This window comes from Rhizomicrobium sp., assembly GCA_037200985.1.
Lineage (GTDB): Bacteria > Pseudomonadota > Alphaproteobacteria > Micropepsales > Micropepsaceae > Rhizomicrobium.
Map to the genome: position 1 here is coordinate 2,863,094 of JBBCGJ010000001.1, position 25,679 is coordinate 2,888,772.

Annotated in this window: 22 protein-coding genes; 8 read left to right on the plus strand and 14 right to left on the minus strand. The window is 64.5% G+C overall.

What is annotated here, in order from left to right:
- Window positions 1-10 precede the first annotated feature (10 nt).
- On the plus strand, window positions 11-199 hold the full coding sequence (locus WDN01_13985; GenBank protein MEJ0027134.1) for a hypothetical protein: 189 nt from the start codon (window positions 11-13) through the stop codon (window positions 197-199).
- 19 nt (window positions 200-218) lie between these two features.
- Here WDN01_13985 and WDN01_13990 read toward each other — a convergent pair whose 3' ends face one another.
- The 12 genes from WDN01_13990 to WDN01_14045 all read right to left on the minus strand — a co-directional run bounded on the left by WDN01_13990 (window position 219) and on the right by WDN01_14045 (window position 11,503).
- Window positions 219-1,892, minus strand: a complete 1,674-nt coding sequence (locus WDN01_13990) for a PAS-domain containing protein (GenBank protein MEJ0027135.1) — start codon at window positions 1,890-1,892, stop codon at window positions 219-221.
- Between the two features lie 52 nt (window positions 1,893-1,944).
- Window positions 1,945-2,613 carry a cyclic nucleotide-binding domain-containing protein gene (locus tag WDN01_13995; GenBank protein MEJ0027136.1) on the minus strand — a complete coding sequence of 223 codons (669 nt, stop codon included), beginning with the start codon at window positions 2,611-2,613 and terminating at the stop codon, window positions 1,945-1,947.
- 291 nt (window positions 2,614-2,904) lie between these two features.
- Window positions 2,905-3,087, minus strand: coding sequence for a hypothetical protein (locus tag WDN01_14000; protein ID MEJ0027137.1), 183 nt, complete (start codon window positions 3,085-3,087; stop codon window positions 2,905-2,907).
- Window positions 3,088-3,163: 76 nt separating this feature from the next.
- A complete protein-coding gene (locus WDN01_14005; protein MEJ0027138.1) occupies window positions 3,164-5,530 on the minus strand; it encodes a hypothetical protein in 2,367 nt (788 codons plus the stop codon).
- Between the two features lie 79 nt (window positions 5,531-5,609).
- Complete coding sequence (locus WDN01_14010; GenBank protein ID MEJ0027139.1) at window positions 5,610-6,788, minus strand: hypothetical protein; 1,179 nt, start codon at window positions 6,786-6,788, stop codon at window positions 5,610-5,612.
- A 12-nt stretch (window positions 6,789-6,800) separates the two neighbouring features.
- On the minus strand, window positions 6,801-7,130 hold the full coding sequence (locus WDN01_14015) for a hypothetical protein (GenBank protein MEJ0027140.1): 330 nt from the start codon (window positions 7,128-7,130) through the stop codon (window positions 6,801-6,803).
- A complete protein-coding gene (locus tag WDN01_14020; protein MEJ0027141.1) occupies window positions 7,130-7,501 on the minus strand; it encodes a host attachment protein in 372 nt (123 codons plus the stop codon). Before WDN01_14020 ends, WDN01_14015 begins: the two co-directional genes overlap by 1 nt.
- A 97-nt stretch (window positions 7,502-7,598) precedes the next feature.
- Window positions 7,599-7,979 (minus strand): response regulator, encoded by a 381-nt coding sequence (locus WDN01_14025; GenBank protein ID MEJ0027142.1) that lies wholly within the window; start codon window positions 7,977-7,979, stop codon window positions 7,599-7,601.
- A 74-nt stretch (window positions 7,980-8,053) separates the two neighbouring features.
- Window positions 8,054-8,683: a response regulator gene (locus WDN01_14030; protein ID MEJ0027143.1), complete on the minus strand. Its 630-nt coding sequence runs from the start codon at window positions 8,681-8,683 to the stop codon at window positions 8,054-8,056.
- Window positions 8,673-10,349 (minus strand): PAS domain S-box protein, encoded by a 1,677-nt coding sequence (locus tag WDN01_14035; GenBank protein MEJ0027144.1) that lies wholly within the window; start codon window positions 10,347-10,349, stop codon window positions 8,673-8,675. Before WDN01_14035 ends, WDN01_14030 begins: the two co-directional genes overlap by 11 nt.
- Before the next feature lie 221 nt (window positions 10,350-10,570).
- A complete protein-coding gene (locus WDN01_14040; protein ID MEJ0027145.1) occupies window positions 10,571-11,053 on the minus strand; it encodes an AraC family transcriptional regulator in 483 nt (160 codons plus the stop codon).
- A 90-nt stretch (window positions 11,054-11,143) separates the two neighbouring features.
- Entirely contained in the window at window positions 11,144-11,503 is a 360-nt protein-coding gene (locus tag WDN01_14045) for a hypothetical protein (protein ID MEJ0027146.1), read from the minus strand.
- 128 nt (window positions 11,504-11,631) lie between these two features.
- Between WDN01_14045 and WDN01_14050 the strand changes: the two genes are divergently transcribed.
- The gene (locus WDN01_14050) at window positions 11,632-14,751 is read left to right on the plus strand and encodes a two-component regulator propeller domain-containing protein (protein ID MEJ0027147.1); all 3,120 of its coding nucleotides are present in this window, start codon (window positions 11,632-11,634) and stop codon (window positions 14,749-14,751) included.
- A gap of 3 nt (window positions 14,752-14,754) precedes the next feature.
- The gene (locus WDN01_14055; GenBank protein MEJ0027148.1) at window positions 14,755-15,393 is read left to right on the plus strand and encodes a response regulator transcription factor; all 639 of its coding nucleotides are present in this window, start codon (window positions 14,755-14,757) and stop codon (window positions 15,391-15,393) included.
- A 52-nt stretch (window positions 15,394-15,445) separates the two neighbouring features.
- On the opposite strand, the gene WDN01_14060 is transcribed toward WDN01_14055, so the two are convergent.
- Window positions 15,446-18,607, minus strand: a complete 3,162-nt coding sequence (locus WDN01_14060) for a multidrug efflux RND transporter permease subunit (protein ID MEJ0027149.1) — start codon at window positions 18,605-18,607, stop codon at window positions 15,446-15,448.
- A 66-nt stretch (window positions 18,608-18,673) separates the two neighbouring features.
- Window positions 18,674-19,882: an efflux RND transporter periplasmic adaptor subunit gene (locus tag WDN01_14065; protein MEJ0027150.1), complete on the minus strand. Its 1,209-nt coding sequence runs from the start codon at window positions 19,880-19,882 to the stop codon at window positions 18,674-18,676.
- Window positions 19,883-19,989: 107 nt separating this feature from the next.
- Here WDN01_14065 and WDN01_14070 point away from each other — a divergent pair, with 107 nt between their 5' ends.
- From WDN01_14070 to WDN01_14090, 5 genes are all read left to right on the plus strand, one after another.
- On the plus strand, window positions 19,990-20,625 hold the full coding sequence (locus tag WDN01_14070) for a TetR/AcrR family transcriptional regulator (GenBank protein MEJ0027151.1): 636 nt from the start codon (window positions 19,990-19,992) through the stop codon (window positions 20,623-20,625).
- A gap of 129 nt (window positions 20,626-20,754) precedes the next feature.
- A complete protein-coding gene (locus tag WDN01_14075) occupies window positions 20,755-21,630 on the plus strand; it encodes an SDR family NAD(P)-dependent oxidoreductase (GenBank protein ID MEJ0027152.1) in 876 nt (291 codons plus the stop codon).
- Between the two features lie 195 nt (window positions 21,631-21,825).
- A complete protein-coding gene (locus WDN01_14080; protein MEJ0027153.1) occupies window positions 21,826-22,524 on the plus strand; it encodes a gluconate 2-dehydrogenase subunit 3 family protein in 699 nt (232 codons plus the stop codon).
- A gap of 4 nt (window positions 22,525-22,528) precedes the next feature.
- On the plus strand, window positions 22,529-24,304 hold the full coding sequence (locus WDN01_14085) for a GMC family oxidoreductase (protein MEJ0027154.1): 1,776 nt from the start codon (window positions 22,529-22,531) through the stop codon (window positions 24,302-24,304).
- A 56-nt stretch (window positions 24,305-24,360) separates the two neighbouring features.
- Window positions 24,361-25,662, plus strand: a complete 1,302-nt coding sequence (locus WDN01_14090; GenBank protein MEJ0027155.1) for a cytochrome c — start codon at window positions 24,361-24,363, stop codon at window positions 25,660-25,662.
- The last annotated feature ends 17 nt before the right edge of the window (window positions 25,663-25,679 follow it).

Here is a 25,679-nt window from a genome sequence, read left to right on the forward strand (position 1 = left end):
TGACGCAGCAATGGAGCGCGATGTGCACCAAGACTCGATCTCGTCATCTACCGCGAAACCGATAGGCGACATTGCGCGCGACCTGCGCGTCTATGCCAGCGCCGTGCCGAACGGTCCTGTCGCCGCGAAGCTTCTGGCCGCGGCCGCCGAACTCGATGCGCGGGACGCCGCTCGACACAGTTCGAACGACGGCGAATAAACATCCTTCAGCGCGACAGTCATGCCACCGAAGCCGCAGAGGGATTTTCGCGGAGCACCGCATCGAAGCGTTCGATGTCCGTCAAATCCTCGAAGACCACGAGCGTCGCGCCGAGCGGCAGCCGTGTGAGGGAGACGGACAATATCCGTCCGTCCGCGCGAACGAGCCGGCCCCAATCGCCGTAGCGCGAAGGTTCGCCCGCGGTGACGCCGGCGGACACCATGCTCCAGATATTGTCGCGTCCGATCCTGGAAATGCTGGTGGCCGCGATCCGGCTCAAATGCGGTTCCGCCGACAACTCACCTTCTTCGAATTGCCAAAGGTCGGCGAACGCCGAATTGTGCATCTTCAGCCGGCCGTCCGGGCCGAACACGGCCATGCCATCGTCTATCGTGTCCAGCATCGCGCGCTGTGTCTGGCTCAGCATGTGAAGGGAGGTGTTGAGGCGCAGCGACTCGCTGATGTCCTCGAACACGTAGTACACGCCGCCGAGCAGATAGGGATAGGCCATCACGCGCACGCTGCTGCCGCCGGCGATGTGCCAGGTCTGGTCGATCTCGCCGTCGTCGGCATCGAACAGGCGCATATGTTCGCGTTTCCACGCCTGGAAGTCGCGCTGTTCCGGCAGGCGACGAGTCTCGCGCAGGCGATCGAAGATGTCGTCCAACGACGGATGGGATTCGAGCCACGCTTCGGACAGGTCCCACATCCGGGCGAACCGCTTGTTGGAGACGGCCAGCCGGCGGTCGGTGCCGAAAACGGCGATGGCCGTATCGACCCGGTCCAGCATGTCGGCATAGGCGTCGGCGGCGAGCTTGAGCTGCGCCTCGGCGTGGGCTGAGTCGGTCACGTCGAGCGCGACGCCGGCGACGCAGGCGCTGGGCAGGCGGAACAGGTCGACCGAGAGTGCGCGCCGGCGGCCCTCGATCACGGTGTAGCGCCGCTCATTGAGGACGTCGTTGCCTTCCAGAACGGCGCCGGTGAGATCGCGCTCCGCGCGGACGAGGCGCGGGTCGGTCTTCAGCGCATTTTCCAGCGTGCCGGAACCCGTGGCGGTCACGAAAGCGCGATTTGCCCAGGTCAGGGCGAGCTTGCGGTTGCGGATCCAGACCGGGACGGGCAAGGCCTCGATGACGGATTTCAGGTCGCGTTCGAGCTCGGTGACGCCTTCCGCCACGCGCAGGAACAATGCGGCCCGGCTGCCGATGACGCAGCCCTTCACCGAAATGCCGGGATGGCGCGCCGTGCGCACCGTCACCGCGAAGGGCGTGCCGCCCTGCAGCAGCGCTTCGAGCTTCGCGGCAAGGTGCGCCGAGTCTGCGCCCGACAGGCAGGCCTGCAGCAGGGCACTGCCGCCGCGATAGCTGAGCGGTGAAGCCAGGTCGGAGCCCATGATCACGATCGCTTCGGGCGAGGCCTGGATCATGGCCTCGCGGAAGCGGATTTCCGATTGGGCCCGCGCGAGGTTTCCGCCCATGACGTAGCGCGTCGTCGCGGTGCGCGCGCGTTCGACGAACGCCCAGACGCATCCGAACAGGCCGATCAGCAGCGACGCGATCACGATGGACGCCATGGCAAGCTCGCCGGGCTGTGTCGCACGGTGCCCCAGTCCGGCCATCAGATCGGCGAGCGCCGACGTCCAATCGATCAGACGAAGATAGGCTGTGAACAGCATGTCGAATACGGCGTGCATGATCGGGCGTCCCGTGTCGCTTACCGGTGATGTCGGATTGTGGCTGTGAGGTTCAGGCCGTCGCGCCGCCGTCTGCCAGTTCGCAGAGGGCCTCGACATTCCTGAGAACGATCTGATGGGTGGTCGGCACGGCAATGAGCTTCTCGTTCTTGAGCGCCGTCACCGCCCGGCAGATCGTTTCGATCGTCAGGCCGAGATGGTCGGCGATGTCCTGGCGCCCCATCGTGAGTTCGAGGCGACCGGTGTCCATCGCGCCGGTGCGCTCGGCAAAGCGCAGGAAGAAGGAGGCCAGCCGCTCCTTGGCGCTCTGGCAGCCGAGGACGAAGGTGTGGAGTTGCGCGGTCATGAGCGTGGTCGACAGATGGCGCAGGATATTGGCGCGAAAGCGCGGCTCGCGTTCGGAGATCCGATCGAACTGCGTACGCGGATAGGCGACGACCGTGACGTCAGTCACCGCTTCCGCCGTGAAGGCCTGGTCCACGCCGCCGAAGACGCCGAACAGATCGCCCGGCAGGACGAACTCTGCGATATGGCGGCGGCCATCCGGCGTGTGGCGGCACAGCCGGATCGTGCCGCTGACGATGCGATAGATGTTCTGTGCGCGGTCGCCTTCTTGGAAGACCGTTTCATTGCGCGCGAAGCGCAAGTTGCTGCCATATTCGCGCAGCACGCTCAAATGCTCCTGCAGGCTTTCCGGGGCGCGCGCGGCCGGCGCTTCCATGAAAGGAAACGGAACCGCGTTTCTGAAAGTCGCGTCTTTCTGAGCGACGTTGAGTGTCATTGCTGTGTGCTCCACTTGAGCACCGCGACATCCGCGGTGTGGTAAGAGCATCGTTAAGATCGGATCGAATCAATAGCTGGGAAATCCGCGTACGGAGATTCGCTAGGGGAAAAGTCGGGACTTGTCCGTAGGCAGAGCGACTCGCGGATCGATTCACAGGTCCGGCTGGGTGATTCTGCGTATGCTGACGGGTATCAACATGCCATTCGATGCCCTTCTCCGCTGTCACGGTTAAGCAATCCGCGCCAAGAGAGACGGATCATGGTTGCGGTATTTCGACGTCCGGTCCCACAAAAGACCGCACAGGTCGTTCACCCGCCGCGGCGCGGCGTCGGCCGGGGAGCGCGCGTGAATGCCCGGCACCATCGACGTCGCGCCCAGGCGCTTTGCGGCGGTGCCGAGCTGCGACTTCATCGCAAAATTCCGGGCGGCGCGACGGACGACGACAAGACGAGGCCGCGCCCTTGATGTCCGTGTGGGATCTGAGGGTTCAACCGGCGCGGAAGCGGATGGGGCGGCCGGACGAAGCGGCTTCGACCGCGCGCATGATGCGCTCTGCGTCGAAACCGAAATGGCGATAGAGATCGGCGACCGTCCCGGTCTGGCCGAAAGCATCGACGCCGAGGCTCTCGACGCGATGGCCATGGACGCCGCCCAGCCAGGATAGCGTGGCGGGATGACCGTCGATGATCGTCACGATCGCCGCGTCGCGCGGAACATGCGCCAGCAGGCGCTCGATATGGGACGGTTGCGCCAGGCGGCCCGCTTGGCGATGCTTGCGCCCGCGGCGCCACTCCGAATAAAGCCGGTCGGCCGAAGTGATGGCGAGAACGCCGACACCGGAACGATCCTCTGCCATGAGCCCCGCCGCCGCGACGACCTCCGGCGACACCGCGCCCTGATAGGCGAGGATCACGCCCGGGCTTCCGACCGGTTCCGACAGCCAATATCCACCGGCAACGATGTCGCGCTTCAGATCGGACGACATGCTCCGCAACGGCTGTTCGAGTGCACGGGTGGATAGACGAAGATAGACCGAGCCGCCCTGCTCCTCGTTCGGCGCCGCGCCATCGCTCTGAATGTGCTCGAAGGCCCAGCGCAAGATGACCGCGAGTTCGTCGGCATAGGCCGGCTCGTAGGAGGTGAGGCCGGGCTGCGCCATGCCGATCAGCGGCGTTCCGATCGATTGATGCGCGCCACCTTCCGGCGCCAGCGCCACGCCGCTCGGCGTCGCCACAAGGATGAAACGCGCGTCCTGGTAGCAGGCGTAGTTCAAGGCATCGAGACCACGGGCGATGAAGGGATCGTAGAGCGTTCCGACCGGCAGCAGGCGCGCGCCGAACAGGCTGTTCGAAAGCCCCATCGCGCCCAGCAGAAGAAACAGGTTCATCTCCGCAATGCCCAGTTCCATGTGCTGGCCGGTCGATGCCATTTCCCAGCGCTGCGCCGACGGTATCTTGTGCTCGCGGAACAGATCGCTCTTCGCGTCCCGCGCGAACAGGCCGCGCCGGTTGACCCAGGCGCCCAGATTGGTCGAGACGGTCACGTCCGGCGAGGTCGTCACGATATGCGCCGCCAGATCGGACTGGCTGCGCGCGATCTCGTTGAGGACATTGCCGAAGGCCGCTTGCGTCGAGGTCACGCGCTGCGGCGGCAGAACGAGCTCATCCGGCACCGCGATGCGCGGCGCCGACAGCCGGCGCTCGCCGCCTTGCGCAAAGGGAACGTCGCCGAGGAATCGCGCCAATTCGTCAGGCGGCAGCGAGAGGCCCTCGAAAGGCTCCCATTCGCGGCCGTCGCCGATGGCCATCGCGGCGCGCAACTTCGCGATCTGGGCTTCGTTCATGAGGCCGGCGTGGTTGTCCTTATGGCCGGCGAGCGGCAGTCCGAAGCCTTTCACCGTGTAACAGAGAAAGCAGACGGGCCGGTCGTGATCGACGCTCTCGAAAGCCTCGAGGATGCTCGGCAGATCGTGACCGCCGAGATTGGACATCAGGGCCGCCAGTTCTTCGTCGTTGCGCCTTTCAATGAGTCGCGAGACATCGCCCTGGTCGCCCAGATCGTCGAGCAGGCGCCGGCGCCACGCGCCGCCGCCCTGAAAGGTTAGCGCTGCGTAGAGCTCGTTGGGAGCACCATCGATCCAACGCTTCAGAGCGTCGCCGCCGGACTCCGCAAACGCGGCCTGCTGCAGCCTTCCGTATTTGAGGACCTTGAGCTCCCATCCCATGGCCTGGAACAGCTGCTCGAAGCGCGTGTGCAGGTCTTCGTGCACCACGGCATCCAGGCTCTGGCGGTTGTAATCGATCACCCACCAGGTGTTGCGCAATCCGAACTTCCAGCCTTCGAGCAGCGCTTCGTAGATATTGCCTTCGTCGAGCTCGGCGTCGCCGACCAGCGCGATCATGCGGCCCTTGGGGCGCTCCTGGGACCAGCCATGTTCGTGCACATAGTCCTGGACCATGCTCGCGAAGGCGGTAATCGCGACTCCGAGGCCCACCGAACCGGTCGAGAAATCGACATCGTCGCCGTCCTTGGTGCGCGACGGATAGGACTGCGCTCCGCCGAAGCCGCGGAAGTTCTCCAGCTTCTCGCGGGTCTGCTTGCCGAGAAGATATTGGATGGCGTGAAAGACCGGGCTGGCGTGCGGCTTCACCGCCACGCGGTCTTCCGGCTTGAGGATCGCGAAATAGAGCGCCGTCATGATCGTCGCCAGCGATGCGCTGGAGGCCTGATGCCCGCCGACCTTCATCCCGTCGGCGTTGTCGCGAAGATGGTTCGCGTTGTGTACCGTCCAGCTCGCGAGCCACAGAACCTTGCGCTCGAGTTCGGCCAGGATTTTCAGCCGGTCTGTCGGCATCTCACGACTCAAAATGAATGCGGGAGGCCATTATAGCCAAACCGTCGCCGCCAGCGCGAGGCCGTATGTGCGCGGCGCGTCAAGCCGCCCGCGAAGACGCCTTTTCGAGTGAGAGGACGACGTCCGCGGCGGTCGCGTGGACCAGGCCGCCGTCGAGAACCCGGCCGGACGCCAGCCGAATGCCCGCACGGCGAACAATGCCAAGCGCCAATGCGCTGTGAACGTTCTGGGCATAGGCGCAAGCATGCTGCGCCTGCGCCGCCCGAATAAGAGACTGGGAGAGAGCCGCCATCGCGGCCGGCGCGGCCTCGTCGGGGAACTTCGCGAACAGCCCGGTGGCCCCGAGGCGCCCGCCCTCCCTCAGCCGCGCGTCGGCGTCGGGAAGCTGGACGAAGACCCGCCGCGCATGGCCGCGCACCGCGGCGACGATCTCGGCGAGACGGGCCGCCGGCGTGCCAGGCGGGACATCCTCGATCTTGACGACCAGGAACGGATTGTCGGCGGCATCGGCGCTGCGCAGCGCGAGCTGATAGAGGCGGCGACCGCGCGACGATGCCAGCGTTTCGAAGCCGACAGGCGCTGCCGCGGCGGCCGTCAGGCGCCGGCCGGATATCTCGCGCGTGAGAAGCAGGCACTGCTTCAGCATCGCCTCGTCGAGAGAAAGCCGGGCGCGCGGATCGATGCCGTCGCGTTGCCCGACCGGCGCGACGCTCATCGGCGTGCAAAGGAAGGTCGACGCCGTGCCGCGCCGCAGATCGTAAACCGGAAGAAAGCCCAAGCTCGTGCCGTCACATGCGGGGTGGCCGCCGGCGAGGCGCGCAAGAGGATCGACATCGGCCGAGGCGCCGGTGTCCGTGGCGAGCTTGGGTGCCGGCGCCGCCGGCGCGTCGGCGTCCGCGCCGCGCCCGATCTCCGCCACCTCCGCCACGCGGAACAGGGGCGCGATCTTTTCGGCCGCATCGGTTCCGAAAAACAGCTTGAGCAACGCCCTATTGACCGTCTGCGCGACCGACAGCGCCGATTCGGCGGCGCAACTGCGCACCACCAGGAAGAAACCGGCGGGCTGGAACAGGACGAATTCGTCCGGCACGAGGCGCATCACATGCTGTTCGCACATGAGCCTCAGACGGGCCGGGCGGCCGCGGCCGCAGCGATGCAGAACGGGACCGAGATCGAACCAATAGGCCGCCTTGCCCATGAGCGCGGCGGCATCGAACACCCCATCGACGACACAGACGTTTTCGGCCGAGTTCTGCATGGCGGCGCCCTTTCAGCGCGAAGACGAAGGCGGGACCGCCGGACCGTCGCCCATAGATTTGCTTGCGAGGACCGAAGACCTGCGACTGGATTCCAGATCGGCCTTGACGGTGCGCAACTTGTCGAACACCAGCGACTGCAGGTCGCCGGCACCCGAACCGACGGCCGCCTGCGCCATCGTGGACCGACAGTCGGATTCGCTACCGCCCAGCGCGCGGCAAGCTTGCACGGCACCGCTCTGGTCCAGGCCGGGGACGGCGCCGGGGTGGCCGAAGCCGAGATCGGGCTCGTGCGGCAGCAGCACCGCGATGACGGCGAGCGCGAGGGTGGCCCGTGCGAACATCACGCGCTCCGCAGCGAGGCTTGCGCCGGGATCGGCGCGTTTTCGACGATCTCGCCGAGCACCAGATCATAGACGCGGCGGTCCATCGCCAGGCGCAGTTCGCGCGTCATGTCGGGCGATGCGACAATCACGAGACCTTCGTAGCAACCGTGGATCGCGCCTTCGATCAGGTGCGACATGATCTGCCGCGCCAGCGTGGCGCCCGGACGGCGCGCATGAAGCAGATTGACGATCTTGGCGCCCCTGGCCGCCGCCGAACGGGGCGGCATTGCGAGGGTTTGAAGAACGCGGGACGTTCCATCCGCGTTGGCGAGGATTCTGGCGCCGTTGGCGTCGGTTGCGACCACTACCCAGATTTCGTTGTTCGACATGGCCGATGCTCTCGATCAGTTTCGTCCTGATCATGATCGCGACCGGCGCAATAAAATATTCGGATCGTTTGCGTACGCAGAAAGTGCGTATGACCGTTTAGACGGCCTGCTGCATCGCTTTTTCGATGAGATCGGCGAGCTCCAAACCGTCGATCGGCTTGTGGAGCATGCGAACGCCGCCAGCCGCCAGCACGCGCTGCTCCAGGGTGGCATCGCCCCGTCCCGTGATGATGATGACCGGAAGCCGGCTGCCGCGGCGACGCAGCGTCTCGAGCAATTCCAGGCCGGTCATTCCCGGCATGTCATAGTCCGCGACGATGCAGCCGGACTGGTCAGGCTGGAATGTTTCCAGGAATTCCAAAGCGGACTCGTAAGTCCGCACGGCCAATCCCATCGCTTCCAGGAACGCCCCGGTCGAATCGCGCACCGACTTGTTGTCGTCGACGAGCCATGTGGTGCGGACACCCGGCTTGAACACGAAAATACGCCTCCGATACGCACCGAACGGCCGTCACGTTAGCTGCGGCAACAATACGGGAATATGCGTAGTTTCTACTTACGGAGGGCCGGCTGGGCGCTTTCGGCGGCGCGAGCGATGCGCACGAGGTCCGCCAGACTGGCGATCCGCATCTTGTCCTGGATGCGCGAGCGGTGGACCTCCACCGTGCGGGGCGAGATGCCCAGGGCATGCGCCACGAGCTTGTTGGAGCGGCCGGTCGCGAGCTGATGAAATATCTCCTGCTCACGCTCGGTCAGAAGTGCGATCAGCGCCTCGGCTTCCCTGGCCGACGTCGCCTGCTCCTGGGCCTGTCGCCCGTTTTCCAGCGCGCGCGATACGGCGCCGAGCAGGGCTTCGTCGTCGAACGGCTTCTCGATGAGGTCGGCGGCCCCGGCCTTCAGCGCCTTGACGGCAAGCGGCACGTCGGCATGGCCGGTCACGATAATCACAGCGACGCGGATTCCGCGCCGGGAGAGCTCCTCCTGCAATTCGAGACCGCTCATCTGGGGCATGCGTACATCGGCGACGACGCAGTCGCTCGGCTGAGGCCGGGCTCGGTCCAGAAATTCCAGGGCGGACGGAAAATCCTCGACCTTCAGACCGGCGGACTCCAGCAGCGCGCGGATCGAGCCGCGCACGCGATCATGATCGTCGACGACGAAAACAGTCGGTTCAGGCTGCATTCTGCTTCTCGATCGGATCGGCGATGGGCAGGCGGAAGCGGAAAGTCGCACCGCCGCCGTCATTGGTTTCGCCCCAAATCTTACCGTCATGGGCTTCGACGATCGACTGGCAGATCGTCAGACCGACGCCCATGCCGTTCTCCTTCGTCGTGACGAAGGGCTGGAACAGCTTGGCCATCACGTCGGGCGCGATGCCGGGTCCGGTATCCGACACGGTCACGCAAACATGGCCGGGCTCGTCCATTCCGGTCGCGACGATCAGCTCGCGTCGCTCGCTGTTGGACATCGCGTCGACGGCGTTGCGCACCAGGTTGAGGATCACCTGCTGAATCTGGATCTTGTCCACGAAGATCGCGGGCAGATCGCCACGCAATTGCGTCCGCAGCATCGCCTTGACGTCGGCGCTTCCCGCGGCACCGAGCACGACGGTCTCTTCCACGATTTTGTTCAAATCGTCGATCGCGCGGTTCGTCTTCCGCTTTTCGATGAACTCGCGCAACGTGCGCATGATCCCGCCGGCCAGCTTGGTCTCGTTCGCGGCCTTGTCGAGGAAGTCCCGCGCACGCAGAGCCTCGGGCTGATCGAGCGCGCCAAGCGTGCGATGTGCCGCGCGGATATAGTTCATGGCGGCAGTGAGCGGCTGGCTGAGTTCGTGGGCTATGGTGGAGGCCAGCATGCCCATCGTGTTCCAGCGCGACAGATGAATCAGCTCTTCCTGGAGTCCGAGCAGCTTCTTCTGCGTGCTTTTCTGCTCGGTGATGTCGCGCACGATCTGCGAAGCGCCGATGATTTCGTGACGCTCGTCGCGGATCGGCGAGAGCGTCAGTGCCACGCTGACATCCGTGCCGTCCTTGGCGCGGCGCAACGTCTCGAAATCGTGGATCTTCTCTCCGGCGCGCAGCCGCGCCCACAGCGCATCCTGCTCGCTCTTCAACTCGGGCGGCAGAATCACGTCGACATGATGATTGACGACTTCGTCCTTGTCGTAGCCGAACATGTCCTGCGCGGCCTTGTTCCAGGACTTGACCTCGCCATCCATGAGAAAGGTGATGATCGGATCGATCGAATTCTCGACAAGCAGCGCGAAGAAATAGGTGTAGCGGCGCAGCGCCTTGATCTGCTCCATCTGGTCAGCGAGTTCGGCATTGGCGTCGCGCAGGCGATCGATGACGAGCTGCTGCTCGCGCGCCAACTCGACATGGGTCGCCTCCGATTTGCGCATACGAACCAGTTCGGTGACGTCCTCGACGCAATGCAGGATCGACCGGACACCGCCATCGGCGTCCAGGACGGGCGTGTTGATCGGATTCCAGTAGCGCTCCTCGAATCCGCCACCTTCGGAATCGGGTTTGCGGATGTCGTATTTCTGGATGCTCATCATGTCCGGCCGGCGCAGATCCAGAACACGCAGAAGCGAGTTGCGCAGCTTGGCGACGCCGTCCGCGGCCGGATCGTCCGGATTGTCCGGGAAGACTTCAAAAATGTTTCGACCGACGATGTCCTCGCGCCGGGTCTTCGTGGCACGGCAATAGGCGTCGTTCACGGCACGAATCGTGAGAGCCGGGTCGAGAACAAGATAAAGCCCCGGCGTTTGGGCGAAGAGAGCACCGAAATCCTGCTGCCCTGCGGCCGCAAAATCCCCAGCCCCGCTCGATATTTGAGTCATGCGCGAGTATCGGCATTGATTCGAAGGGAATATTAGCCCGATTCATTAAACGATGATTAAGTTTTGGCTGTAGGTTGTGTCTACATTAGAGGGCTTCGCGGAGTCCCTCGCCGCGTTTATCCGGACGGGGTTGTGATGATGGGCCCGCAACTACCACGCGAATCCTATCTGCGCGTGAGACTGTTGCCGTGTGCATTCGTCAGCCGCGTCTGCTGCGTCTGCTAAGCCGAAGCGCTTCTTTCGAACGCCGCAAGGCTGTCGGAATTGTGCGTTCGCGCCCGTGGCGGCGCGCACCGGTGCGCAATGCCCGAATCGCACCGCTGAGTCCGCCGCCAGGCGGCGGGGCTCGTCTCGACATATTGGGAAAACGCGCGGGTGAGATGGCTCTGATCCGAAAAACCGGTTTCGATCGCGATCTCACACAGGGATTTGTCGGAGGCAACCATCAGGTGCATTGCCCGCTCCAGCCTTTGCAGCAGCAGCCACCGATGGGGAGGGCAGCCCACGCTTTGCCGGAAAGCCAGGCTGAAATGGCCCCGCGACAGACCGCAGGCCAGCGCGAGCTCCGCGAGCGTCACGGTGCGGGCCAAATCCGCGACCATCAGCGTCTTGGCGCGCCTCTCCTGCCAGGGTGCGAGCCCGCCGCTATCACGAACGGGAATTTCCGCGAGGCAATTGCCGTACCGATTCAAAGCGCGCTCCATGAAATGTTTCGCACGCCATGTTGCGGAGTGGCGCCATTAAACAAATCCCTGCCGGTGTGACACGCCTCTCACCCCATCGGGTGGCCGGCGTTACCGTTCGAGCCGGATGATCCGCCGACCGAACAGGCGCCCATCGACCGAATAGGCTCCGCCGCCGAGCATCGCGAGCGCCGCCGCGGTCGCCGCGTGGAAGCCGACCACGAATCCAAGCCGGCCACCGATATCCACTGCGACCGTGGCCATAACGGCCGCGCAAAACGCCGCGGCGATCTTCGTGCAAAATCCAATGCCTAAGGTAAATGCGAGGGCTGCAAATCCAAGCCGCGTCCACGCCGGAAACGTATCGAGATACGCCGACCCGGCAAGCAGCAGCAGCGCATTCGACAGGCGCAGAACCAGCAACCCTACGCCGGCGGCATTCGCTGGAAAGACCGAAGAGTTGCTTTTCACGCATGAGGATTAGCGAATGCTGGCGGTGGCCTCCATCGCGCATCGGAGCTACGATGCAATCACTCTTTCGGGTGACGACCCGATGGCAAAGCATGCGAACCTGCCGCGGAGTATAGGTTAGGGGGTCAATGCGAAATCTGCGCGCGCCGGCCCGGATCATGGCCTGCTCCATCGCCGTCGCGCTCGGCGTGATCTTGATCTCGCCGCGTGCCGCGGCGGCCGACGCAAACCGCACCATCAGGGGATATGTCCACACAGCCTGGACGCTCGCCGACGGCGCGCCGCCCGATGTCTGGGCGCTCGCCCAATCGCCCGACGGCTATCTGTGGCTCGGCACCGGCGCCGGACTGTTCCGTTTCGACGGCATCCGCTTCGAGCGCGTCAAGCCGACCGCGGGCGACGCGTTTCCGTCGACGGACGTGACGAACCTGCTCGCCACGCCCACCGGGGATATCTGGATCGGATATCAAAACGGCGGCGTGTCCCTTCTCAGGAACGGCCGGCTGAAGAATTTTTTCGACGGCCCATTGTCACAATCGCCGAACGATTTTGCGCTGGATGCGGACAATGTGCTTTGGGTGGCAACGAACGCCGGATTGGCGCGCTTCGTCAACGGTCGCTGGCAGACCGTCGGAGCGGACTGGTCGCTTCCGCCCGGATCGGTATGGACCGTGTCGGTTGCGCGCGACGGAACGTTGTGGACGATGACCGGTCCGTTTTCCGGGGCCACAAAAGGCTCCAGGCTGCTCTATCTGCGTCGCGGATCGAAGGACTTCGAGGAGGAGAGGGGTACTGCATCGGTCGCCTGGATCGGAACTACGGCCGTCAATGGGCTGCGACAGGCTGCGGACGGCCGACTGTGGATCTCGGCAAACAACGCCTCCCTGTTCGCGCCGCTGGAGCCGCCGTCACGCGACGGCCGGAACGACGGAGGAAAAGCCCTCACGGGACCGATCCTGCCGCAGGCTTCGAAGTTCATCCTGTTCGATCATGAGGGCAACCTGTGGGGCAGGCTGTCGCGCGGGGGGATTTTCCGATCTTCGCCCCAAGAGCAGGCGGCCGCTGTCGGTCGATTCGACAATCGGCACATTGTGGACCTGTTCAGTTCCAAGGACGGACTGACGTCCGACATAGATAGGTCGTTTCTGGAGGACAAGGAAGGAAACATCTGGGTCGGCACCAATCTTGGGCTCGATCGATTCCGCCCCGCCAATGTCGTTACCGCGGCAGGAATTCCGGTGACCGCGCCGCTCGGCTATCGGGCGGCCGTGGACGAGGCCGGAACGGTCTATATCGCGGAAGACCGGACGCTGTATCGCATTCGATCGGGGAAGCCGGCGGAGATCATCTATCATTCGCCGTCGCGTATCGATTTCCTCCACGGCGTCAAGGACGGTTCGGTCTTGCTGGGCATGAGAGGAAGCCTGGAGAAATTGGCGCGAAGCGGAATTACGAAAATAGAGCTGCCGGCAGCCTTCCGCACGTTCAATGCGGATACATGGGAGATAGACCGCAACGGCGTACCATGGGTCTCCGCTTGGGACAGGGGGATATACCGCCTTGACGGCAACAAGTGGCGGCGATTTGTCGTCGGCCCGGCGCTGTCCGGCGCAGGGCCGCGGATACACAAGGCCGACAATCAGGGACGGATGTGGCTCCACTACTTCCGTCGGCCGCTCATTCTCGTCGACGGAGCCAACATAAGATCGTTTTCGGAGAAGGACGGTCCCCGGATCGGCGACATCGAAACGATTTATCCGCGGGCCCGCGACGTCCTGTTCGCGGGCGATCAGGGCATTGCGCGCTTCGATGGACACCGTTTTCAAACCCTGCGGTCGGCGCGGTTTCCCGTGCTCAATCGCGTCGCCGGCATCGTCCAGACGGAGCGCGGCGAGACCTGGCTCAACACCATCGCCGGACTCGTCCGATTTTCCACGAAGGATATGGAGAGGGCCTTCGATCGTCCGGGCTATCCCCTGCACTATCAGCTCCTGGATTTCCGCGACGGCCTTCCCGGACTGGCGCAGCAGGATTCCTACCAGCAAACCGCGCTCGAGGGAGCCAATGGCCGGCTGTGGTTCATCACCAATCACGGCGTCGCCTGGGTCGACCCGGAGCACCTTGTGCGGAATCCGCTGCCGCCGCCCGTCTCGATCCGGTCCCTGACCGCGAACGGCAACGAATATCCGTTTTCCGCGGCTCTGACGCTGCCCATGGGGGTCTCGAACCTCCGCATCGACTACGACGCGCTCAGTCTCTCGGTCCCAGAGCGCGTCCGTTTCCGCTACCGGCTGGACGGCGTGGACAATGGATGGGTCGACCCCGGCGACCGCCGGCAGGCCTTCTATACCAAGCTCGGGCCGGGCGATTATCGCTTTCAGGTCATTGCCGCGAACAATGACGGCGTGTGGAATACCACCGGCGCGACCCTCAGATTCACCATCCCGCCGACCTTCCTCCAGTCCCGATGGTTCTTGTTGCTCTGCCTCCTCGCGGCAGTGGCCGTCCTCTGGCTGCTGTATTCCCTCAGGGTGAGACAGGTGTCCGCGCGCATACGCGATCGCCTGGAGGAACGTCTCAGTGAGCGCGAACGAATCGCGCGCGAGTTGCACGACACGCTGCTCCAGGGCTTCCAGGGGCTCGTCCTCCGCTTCCAGTCGGTCGCGGACCGCATGCCGGCAGGAGAACCGACGCGGCAATTGATGAACGACGTGCTGGACCGCGCCGATACCGTCATCATCGAGGGCCGCGACCGCGTCCGCGACTTGCGCAGCTCCGCGGGGCATGATGACCTGTCGCTCGTGGTCGCGACGGCGATCGACAATCTGATGCCGGATTCGTCCATCGCCATCCGCATGATCTCCGAAGGCGCGCCGCGCCCCGTGCATGCCGTCGTACAGGATGAGATTTCCCGGATCGTGCGCGAGGCCGTGTTCAATGTCATCCGTCACGCCCAGGCGAAAAACCTCGAAATCTGCATTGCATACAAAAGACGCGAACTAAGCGTGCATGTTCGCGATGACGGCAAGGGCATCGACCCGGATACATTGAGCCGCGGCGGCCGCGAGGGACACTACGGCCTGACCGGAATGCGGGAGCGTGCACAGAGTATCCGTGCGGAATTCGTCCTTTCGAGCGGACCGGGCGCCGGCACCGAGATCGAGCTGACCATTCCGGCCGCCGCCGCCTACACAGACAATTGGGGGCCTTGGCATTTCTGGCGCCGCCTTGCGACCGTCGAGGGCTGACAGATGAACCCGGACAAAACCAGCAAGCCGATCCGCATCCTTTCGGTGGACGACCACGCGATGCTGCGCGAGGGCATCGCGTCCATCGTGCAGCCGCAACCCGATATGATCCTGGTCGGGGAGGCGGCGAACGGCGCCGAGGCGATCGAGGCGTATCGCGACCTCAAGCCCGATGTGACGCTGATGGACCTGCAGATGCCGGGCGTCGGCGGTCTCGATGCGATCGCGGCAATCCGCGGCGAGTTCCCCGGCGCCAGGATGATCGTGCTGACGACCTATTCGGGGGACGTGCAGGCGCTCCGCGCCTTGAAGGCCGGCGCCGTCGGCTACCTGCTGAAGAGCGCGTTGCGCAAGGAGCTGCTCGACACCATACGCGCCGTTCATGCCGGACGCCGATATGTGCCGTCTCAGATCGCCAACGAAATCGCCCTGCATGCGGCTGACGACGCGCTCAGCGAGCGTGAAATTGCGATCCTGCGCCTTGTCGCGGCCGGCCAGGCCAACAAGGAGATCGCGAGACGCTTGTCGATTTCCGAAGACACGGTGAAGGCCCATATGAAGAACATCTTTGCCAAGCTCGGCGTGTCGGATCGCACGCAGGCCGTCACGGTGTCCGCCAAGCGCGGAATCATAGAGATCTAGCGCCGCGTTCGACGTCGCCGAAGAGCCGCTCGCGACCGCCCGGCCGATGCGATTAGATGTGGTGGTGCACCAGCTCCGTGCCCGTGACGCGCTTCTCCAGCGTCCTGAGCAGGACGTAGAACACCGGCGTCAGGAACAGGCCGAAGAACGTAACGCCGAGCATGCCGAAGAACACCGCTACACCCATCGCGTGGCGCATCTCGGCGCCGGCGCCCGACGACAGCACCAGCGGAATGACGCCCATGATGAAGGCGAAGCTCGTCATCAGGATCGGGCGCAGGCGCAGGCGAGCGGCCTCGATGGCTGCGGCGACGGTCGCCGTACCCCGAATCTCGAGATCGCGCGCGAATTCCACGATCAAGATAGCATTCTTACAAGCCAGCCCGACCAGCACGAACAGCCCGATCTGGGTGAAGATGTTGTTGTCGCCGCCTGTGATCCACACGCCCGCGATGGCCGAGAACAGGCACAAGGGCACGATCAGGATGATGGCGAGCGGCAGGAACAGGCTCTCATATTGCGCCGACAGCACCAGGAAGACGAGCAGCACGCAGAGCGGGAAGATGAGCAACGTGGTGCTGCCGGCCAGGATCTGCTGATAGGTGAGATCGGTCCACTCAAAAGCCATACCCTTGGGCAGGGTCTGGTTCAATATCTTGGTGATCGCGGCCTGCGCCTGACCGGAGGAAAACCCAGGCGCCGCGGCGCCGTTGAGATCGGCGGAGCGGAAGCCGTTGTATTTGAGCGCGCTGTCCGGCCCCGTCGTCTCGTTGACGCTGATCACCGAACCGAGCGGCACCATCTGGCCTTCGATGTTGCGCACCTTGAGGCGCAGGATATCGTCCGCCCGGGAGCGGAACGGCGTGTCGGCCTGCGCGATCACCTGATAGGTGCGGCCGAAGCGGTTGAAATCGTCGACATAGATCGAGCCAAGATAGGTCTGCATCGCGTCGAACACGTCCTGCACGTTGACGCCCAGTTGCTGCGCCTTGGTGCGGTCGAGGTCGGCATAGAGCTGCGGCACACCGATGTTGAAATTGGAGAACACGCCGACGAGCGCCGGATCGGCATGTGCCTTGGCCTCGATGTCCTGCATCGTCTTCGACAGCACCGCGTCGCCCAGATCGGTGCGGTCCTCGACCATCAGCTTGAAGCCGCCGATGGTGCCCAACCCCTGGACGGGCGGCGGCGGGAAGATCGCGATCATCGCGTTCTGGATACCGGCGTATTTCTGCTGCAGCTTCTGCGCGATCGCCATGCCGGAGAGATCGGACGAGGTGCGCTGGTCGAACGGCTTCAGCGTCACGAACACGATGCCGGCCGACGGGCTGTTGATGAACCCGTTGATCGAAAGTCCGGGGAACGAGACGGCATTTGCAACGCCCGGCTCCGCGAGCGCGATAGCCGACATCTTGCGGATCACGGCCTCCGTCCGGTCGAGCGTAGCGCCTTCCGGCAATTGCGCGAAGCTGACGAGATATTGCTTGTCCTGCACCGGCACGAACCCCGGCGGCACCGCCTGGAAACCGACATAGGTGAGGCCGATGAGAACAGCGTAGACGATGAGCGCCCGCGACTTGCGGGCCAGAAGCCCGGTGACGCCGCTGCCGTAGCGCTCCGAGCCAGAGTGGAACAGGTTGTTGAAGCGGCGGAAGAAGCCGCCGAACACGCGGTCCATGCCGCGCGACAGCCCGTCCTTCGGCGCATCGTGCGCCTTGAGAAGCGTCGCGGCGAGCGCCGGCGACAGGGTCAGCGAGTTGAACGCCGAGATGACGGTCGAGAACGCGATGGTGAGCGCGAACTGGCGATAGAACTCGCCGGTCAGCCCGCTGATGAAGGCGATGGGAATGAACACCGCGCACAGCACCAGCGCGATGGCGACGATGGGGCCGGTTACTTCCGACATCGCCTTCAGCGTCGCGACGCGGGGGCTCAGGCCCGCTTCGATGTTGCGCTCGACGTTCTCGACCACGACGATCGCGTCGTCGACCACGATGCCGATGGCGAGCACCAGGCCGAACAGCGACAGCGCATTGATCGAGAAGCCGAAGGCGAACAGGAAGGCGAAGGTGCCGACGATGGAGACCGGCACGGCGAGCAGCGGAATGATGGAGGCGCGCCAGGTCTGCAGGAACAGGATCACCACCAGCACGACCAGCGCCACCGCTTCGAGCAGGGTGTGGATCACCGCCGCGATGGAATCGCGGACGAAGACGGTCGGGTCATAGACGATCGAATAATCGAGCCCTTGCGGGAAGCTCTTCTTCAGTTCCTCCATTGTGGCGCGCACCTGCTGCGAGATCGCGATGGCGTTGGAGCCCGGCGCCTGGAAGATCGGCACTGCCACCGCCTGCTTGTTGTCGAGCAGCGAGCGCAGGCCGTATTCCGAGGCGTCGATCTCGATCCGGGCCACATCGCCGAGCCGCGTGATCACGCCGGCGGCGTCGCGCTTGATGACGATGTTCTTGAACTGCTCCGGGTCGGAGAGGCGACCCTGCACATTGATCGGAAGCTGCAGGCGGCCATTGGCACCGTAGGGCGGGCCGTTGATCACGCCGGCGGCGACCTGGACGTTCTGCTGGCGGATGGCACTGACGACGTCGCCCGCCGTAAGATTGCGCTCGGCGATCTTCTCGGGATTGAGCCAGATGCGCATGGCGTAGTCGCCGGAGCCGAAGAGCTGCACGCTGCCGACGCCTTCGATCTTCGCCAGCCGGTCCTTGACGTTCAGCACCGCGTAATTGCGCAGATAGAGCATGTCATAGCGGCCGTCCGGCGACGTCAGATGCACCAGCATGGTGAGGTCGGGCGAGGACTTGGTCGTGGTGACGCCCAGATTGCGCGTGACGTCGGGTAGGCGCGGCAGCGCCTGGTTCACGCGGTTCTGGACCAATTGCTGCGCGAGGTTCGGATCGGTGCCGAGCTTGAAGGTCACGGTCAGCGTCAGCGTGCCGTCCGATGCAGCCTGCGACGACATGTAAAGCATGCCCTCGACGCCGCTGATCTGCTCCTCCAGCGGCGTCGCCACCGTGTCGGCGATGGTGTTGGGATTGGCGCCGGGGAACATCGCTTTCACGACCACCGAGGGCGGCACGACCTCGGGATATTCCGAGATCGGCAGCTGGGTCAGCGCGATCAGGCCCGCCAGGAAGATGACGACCGAGATCACGCCGGCGAAGATCGGCCGGTCGATGAAGAATTTGGACAGGTTCACGGGCGTTTCCCCCCTTTTTTTATTATATTTTATTATATGGTTATAGCCCGGTTGGAGACGGCGCGCTCAGCGCACCGCCACCTGACGACGGGCATCGACCAGGGCGCCCGGCTGCACGCGCTGGACCCCGTCGACGATGATGCGGTCCCCGGCACGAAGTCCAGCGGTGACGATGCGGCGGCCGTCGACCGCCTGGCCCAGCCGGATTTCCCGGAACATCGCCTTGCCGTCATTTCCGACGACATAGACGAAGCGCTTGGACTGGTCGTTCTGGACGGCGTCCTCCGGCACCAGCAGCACCTTGCTGTTCGCCGCATCGCCCATCCGGACGGTGACGAACATGCCGGGCACCAGCGCGCCGTCAGTGTTGGCGAAGCGGGCGCGGGCGCGGATCGTGCCGGTGGAGACGTCGATCTTGTTGTCGAAGCTCTCGATATTGCCGGTGTAGACGTGGTCGTCGCCCGGCAGCGTGAGCTGCACCGGAATGCGCTGCTCCTGCCCCGCCGTCACGGCGCGGTTGTGGATCGAGCGCAGATAGGTCTGCTCGTCCACTTCGAAATCGGCATAGATGCCGTCATTCGAGACGATGCTGGTCAGCACCGGCGCGTTCGCGCCCGCCTGCACCAGATTGCCGACGGTGATCTCGGCGCGGCTGACCCGGCCGTCGATCGGCGCCTTTACGAAGGCATGGTCAACGTCGAGCTGCGCCTGCGCCAGGGCGGCTTGTGCCGACTTGATCGTGGCGGACGATACGCCCGCCGCGTTGTTGCGCTGGTCGTAGAAGTCCCGCGCGACCGCGTTTGCATCGATCAGGCGCTGGGCGCGCTGGAGTTCCACCGTGGCCAGATGGGCATTGCTGTTTGCACTGGCGAGGTCGGCCTGCGCCTTCTGCACCGCGGCTTCATAGGGACGCGGGTCGATGACCATCAGGATGTCGCCCTTGTGAACCAGCTGCCCGTCCGTGAAGCGGATTTCGGTGATGCGGCCGCTGACTTCCGGCCGGATATCGGCGGCGTTCACCGCCGTCATGCGGCCCGAAAAGTCGGACCAGACCCGCACGCTCTGCGGCTGGATCGCGGCCACGGTGACGACCGGCGGGGGCGGAGCTGCCGCCGGAGCCCGGCTGTTTTCGCTCGCCATGGCCGCGGCGCCCAGCAGCAGGGCGACTGTCAGACCGACCAGGACGGGGTATTTCTTCAAGAAAGACAGCGACTTAGACGAGACGGAGGCGGCGGCGAACTGCTCGTTTCGGACGAGATCGGCAATATGGGACATAGGACCCTCCAATTCTGTAACGCCCGATACAGATATGGACTGGAAGTCCCCGTTCAAGGTACTTATGTAGTGAGCGGTACAAAAAAATGCTCATGGGAGGCAAAAAAATGAAGACCGGCCGCCCGCGCAGCTTTTGCGTGGAGGATGCGCTTGACCGCGCGATGGGTGTGTTCTGGCGCAAAGGCTACCAGGCCGCGTCGCTCAGCGACCTGACCGAAGCGATGGGCATCAGCGCTCCCAGTCTCTACGCCTGTTTCGAGAACAAGGAAGGCCTGTTCCGCGCCGTGCTCGACCGCTACGAGGATGCAGGCAAAGGTTTCCTGCAAGAAGTGCTGGACGCGCCGACCTCGCGCGCCTCGGCGGAACTTTTTCTCAAAGGCGTCGCCGCCCGGGCGGTCGATCCTGACAATCACCCGCCCGGATGCCTCTTGCTGCAAAGCGGCCTCGCCGGCGAGGACCAGCGGATCCCCAATGAACTGGCGCGCCACCGCGCCGAGAAAGAATTGGCGCTGCGCGAGCGCTTCGAATACGCGAAGCGCCAAGGCGATCTTCCCGCGAGCGCGGACGCGGCGGCGCTCGCGCGCTATCTCGTGACGGTCGCGAACGGCATGTGCGTCCAGGCTTCGGCCGGCGCCCTGGCGGAAGACCTGCAGATGGTCGCGACGCTCGCGCTCGCGGCCTGGCCGACGAGCGACACCGTCGAGCGCGGCGAGGCCAAACGCAAGGTACCAGCCGAAGCCTAGGGCGGCCGCGGCGTGGCCCCGCGCCGCGGACGCCACGACAAACAATCCCCATCTTCGCAAAGATCTCACTAGGTTTTGTCGCGCGAGCCGCGATCATGCGCCCGATGCTTTTTACTCGGGAGCTGGCCGATGACCGACGATGCGCGGCAGGCGGGACGCCTGTCCGGAAAGGCCGCGATCGTCACGGGTGCCGCGCGCGGCATAGGCCGCACGACCGCGGTCGCCTTTGCTCGCGAAGGCGCCGACGTCATGGGCATCGACATCGCGGGGCCCGTCAGCGCGACGCTGGAAGTAACGCCGGCTACGGAAGACGAATTGGCGGAAACCGGCCGCCGCGTCGTGGCGGCAGGCGGGCGCTGGTGCCAGGCCCGCCTCGATCAGCGCGATCTTCCGGCGCTGCGCGCTGCGACGCAGACCGCCTTCGACACGTTCGGTAGGATCGACATCCTGTTCGCCAATGCCGGCATCCAGATGTTCAAGCCGATATTGGATTGGGAGGACGCGGACTGGCACGACACGATCGACGTGAACCTCACCGGCACCTGCAACGCGATCCGCGCCGTGGCGCCCTATCTCGTGCGCAATGGCGGCGGCCGCATCATCGTCACGTCCTCCACCCAGGGCCGGCACGGCACAAAATACGGCGCCGCCTACAGCGCGTCCAAATGGGGAATCATCGGATTGATGAAATCGGCGGCGCTGGAGCTCGGCGAGCATCGCATCACCGTCAACGCCGTCATTCCCGGGCTCATCGACACCGCCCTGACGCGGCACAGGCAGCGCTATGCGCAAGCCGTCGACGACCTCACATCCCGGAAGACCACAGCCGAACTGGAGCAGGATGCCGCGAAGCGGCTCGTCGCGCGGACGCCGCTGGGCGTGCCCTGGATCGAGCCGGAATCCGTCGCGCCGGTGGTCGTGTTTCTCGCCTCCGACGAAGCGGCGATGGTCAGCGGCGCGACCTATGACGTGACCGGCGGCGACAGCGCCAACAACGCTTCGTGAGCAGGTCGTGCGCGATGCGTACCAGGCGCGCACATTTCCGACAAACATTCGCGCCCTCAGGTGCTCCACGCGCGGCCGTGCGCGGCGTAGCGTTTGTGGGCATGACGACCAACGATGTTCACCCGCATGGGCCTGCCGTTCGCCTGGCTCCTCCGGCACCGGAACCGCGCTTGGTCAACCGATTGGAGACGAAAAATGTCGGATGACGAGAAATTCCGCCAGCGCCGGCTTTTTCTGAAGGGTGCGCTGGGCGCCGTCCCGGCGGGCGCGTTGCTCGGCGCCGGCCTAGGAACGGCAGCGCAATCCTCCGCGCCCGCATACAAGCCGACCTATTTCACGCCCGCGGAATGGAAGTTCATCAACGCAGCCGCGGACCGGCTGATCCCGTCCGACCAGGACGGGCCCGGCGCGATCGAACTGCATGTGCCGGAATTCATCGATCGCCAGATGGAGACCGAGTACGGCCATGGCGGCCTTTGGTATCTCCAGGGACCCTTTCATCCCGAGGTCGACTTCACGCTGGGCTACCAGCTCAAATATTCGCCACGCGATCTTTATCGCGTGGCGATCGCAGATGTGAACGGCTGGTGCCGGCAGACGCATGGAGCGGATTTCGCGGATCTCTCGCCCGACCAGCGCGACCAGGCGCTTGCCCTTCTGGAAAAGGGAGAAGTCGGGCTGCCCAACGTCAAGGCCAATGAGTTTTTCATCCAGCTTCTTGCGAATGTGAAGGAAGGCTATTTCGCCGATCCGATGTATGGCGGCAACCGCCATATGGGGAGCTGGAAGATGATCGGCTTCCCCGGTGCCCGCGCCGACTTCAAGGACTGGGTCGCGCAGCCCGGCCGGGTCTATCCGCTCGGCCCCGTTTCCATTCTCGGCGAGAAGGGCTGACGCGATGCGCAGGATGAAGCCGGTCGACGCGGTGGTGATCGGTCTCGGCTGGACCGGATCCATTCTCAGCATGGAGCTGGCGAAGGAAGGCCTGAACGTCGTGGCGCTGGAGCGCGGCAAGAACCGGGACACCTCGCCCGACTTCACCTATCCGAAGGCCGTCGACGAACTGAAATACGGCATCCGCGGCGAACTGTTCCGCAAGCTGGCGCTGGAGACGGTCAGCATACGCCACAAGCCGGATGACGTGGCCGTACCCTATCGCCAGTACAACGTATTCCTGCTGCCGGACCATGTGGGCGGCGCTGGCGTGCACTGGAACGGCCAGCTCTATCGTCCGTCGCCGGAAGACCTGAAATTCCGCAGCCGGATCGCTGAGCGTTACGGCGAGAAATTCATCCCGGAGGGGATGACGATCCAGGACTACGACGTCTCCTATGACGAGCTCGAGCCTTATTTCGACCAGTTCGAATACCTCAACGGCGCATCGGGCCGGGCCGGCAATCTCAAGGGCCAGATCGTCGCGGGCGGCAATCCGTTCGAGGGCCAGCGCTCGCGGCCCTATCCCACGCCGCCGGTCGCAGACGTATACGCGGCGCAATTGTTCGCCAAAGCGGCGAAGGAGAGGGGGTACCATCCCTTCCCGCAGCCTTCGGCGAACAGCTCGGAGCCTTATACCAACGCCTATGGCGTGCGTTTGGGACCGTGCAATCTTTGCGGCTTCTGCGAACGGTTCGGATGCTATCTCTATTCGAAGGGCTCGCCGCAGACCACGATCCTGCCCGCCCTGTTCCGCCTGCCGAATTTCGAGCTCCGGACGCAAAGTCATGTCGTCAAGATCGAACTCGACTCGGCGCGCAAGCGCGCGACCGGTGTCACCTATATCGACGGCGCGGGCACGGAGGTCTTCCAGCCCGCCGACCTGGTGATCCTGTCGTCCTTTCAGATCAACAATGTCCGTCTGATGCTGCTGTCCGGCATCGGCACGCCCTATGATCCGAAGACCGGCACCGGCGTGATCGGCAAAAACTTCGCCTATCAGATGATGAGCTCGACGTCGGTGTTCTACGACAAGGACGTCGCCATCAATCCCTTCATCGGCGCCGGTTCGGGCGGATCGCAGCTCATAGACGAATTCAATTCCGATCACTTCGATCACGGGCCGCACAATTTCGTCGGCGGCGCCTATATCATCGGCGGGCAGACCGGCGGGCGTCCGATCCAGCAATTGGCGGTGCCGCCCGGAACGCCGAATTGGGGCACGTCGTGGAAGAAAGCGGCAAAGGATAGTTATCTGCACACGACCAGCGTCGTGACGCATGGCGCCGTGATGTCCTATCGCGACGCCTATCTCGATCTCGATCCGACCTATCGCGACAGCCTCGGCAATCCGCTGCTGCGCTTGACCTTCGACTGGCACGACAACGAGTACAGGCTGACGCGCTTCGTCACGGACCGTGCGCTGGAGATCGTCGCCGGGATGAAGCCGAAAGCGCATTCGACCCTGATCCGCCAGCCCGGCGATCATTTCAACGTGCGCCAATATCAGACCACGCATACGACCGGCGGCGTCATCACCGGGGCGAACCCGCAGAGCAGCGCCCTCAATCGCTATCTGCAAAGCTGGGACGTGCCGAACCTTTTCGTCACCGGCGCGTCGGCCTTTCCGCAGAACATCGGTTACAACCCGACCGGGCTCGTCGGTGCGCTGACCTACTACGCGGCGCACGCGATCAGAACGCAATATCTCAAGCAGCCCGGCCCTCTGGTGCAGGCGTAAGGGGGCAAGCCATGACTCGCGCGAGAAACATCATCGTAGGCCTCATCGGCCTTGGCGTGCTGGGCGCCGTGGGCGCATGGCTTGCCGCGCTCTTGTTCGGAAGCATCGGCGGAGACCGGTCCGCAACGCTCGGCATGCAGATTGATCGCCAGTTGATCGCGCGCGGCGCCTATCTCGCCATTGCCGGAGACTGCACCGCCTGCCATACCGCGCCGAACGGGCGCCCCTTCGCCGGCGGCTTGCCGATCGCGACGCCGATCGGCGCGGTCTATTCGTCCAACATCACGCCCGACAAGACCTACGGCATCGGCAATTACAGCTATGGCGATTTCGAGCGCGCCGTCCGCCGCGGCGTCACGCCCCAAGGGTACACGCTCTATCCGGCGATGCCCTACCCTTCCTTTGCCCGTATGACCGATGCCGACCTGCGCGCGCTCTACGCGTATGTCGAGCACGGCGTGCAGCCTGCCGCACAGCCCACCAAAGCGCCCGATATCGCCTGGCCGCTCTCGATGCGGTGGCCCCTGACCTATTGGCGCTGGCTGTTCGCGCCGCGCGTGTCCGTGGCCGCGGAATCGTCCGGCGACGCGTTGCGGGACCGTGGTGCCTATCTCGTCGAGGGCCTGGGACATTGCGGGGCCTGCCATACGCCGCGCGGCATCGGACTGGAGGAGAAGGCGCTGACGGAGCGCGACGGGGCGCTTTATCTTTCAGGCGGGGAGGTGGATCACTACATCGCAAGCAATTTGCGCGGCGATCTGCTCACCGGCCTGGGCACCTGGAGCGAAGGCGACATCGTGCAATTCCTGAAGACAGGTCGCACCGCGAATTCAGCCGCATTCGGCGGCATGAGCGATGTCGTCACGCACAGCACGCAGGCCATGACCGACGCGGACCTGCACGCTATTGCCCACTATCTTAAATCGCTGCCGGCCGCCGGCTCCGAAGCGCCCTTCGCGTACGAAACCAAAATCGCGAGCCAGCTCGCATCGGGCAACGTCGCCGCGCCCGGATCCCTCGACTACCTGAACAACTGCGCGGCCTGTCACCGCTCGACCGGCAGGGGCTATTCCGAGACCTTTCCCGCGCTCGCGGGCAATCCGGTCGTCAACGCAGCCGACCCCTCGTCGCTCATCAACATCGTGCTGAATGGCGGCACCGTGCCGCCCACGGCCGAGGCGCCGACGCACTACACGATGCCGGCATTCGCCGGACGGCTTACGGATCGGCAAGCCGCCGAGGTGATCTCGTTCATCCGGTCGAGTTGGGGCAATCGCGCCTCTCCGGTCAGCGCGGCGCAGGTCGAACGGATACGTGCCGCCACCCATGCCGCGAAACCGTCGATCGGCGGCGAATAAGACCATCATGTCGCCAC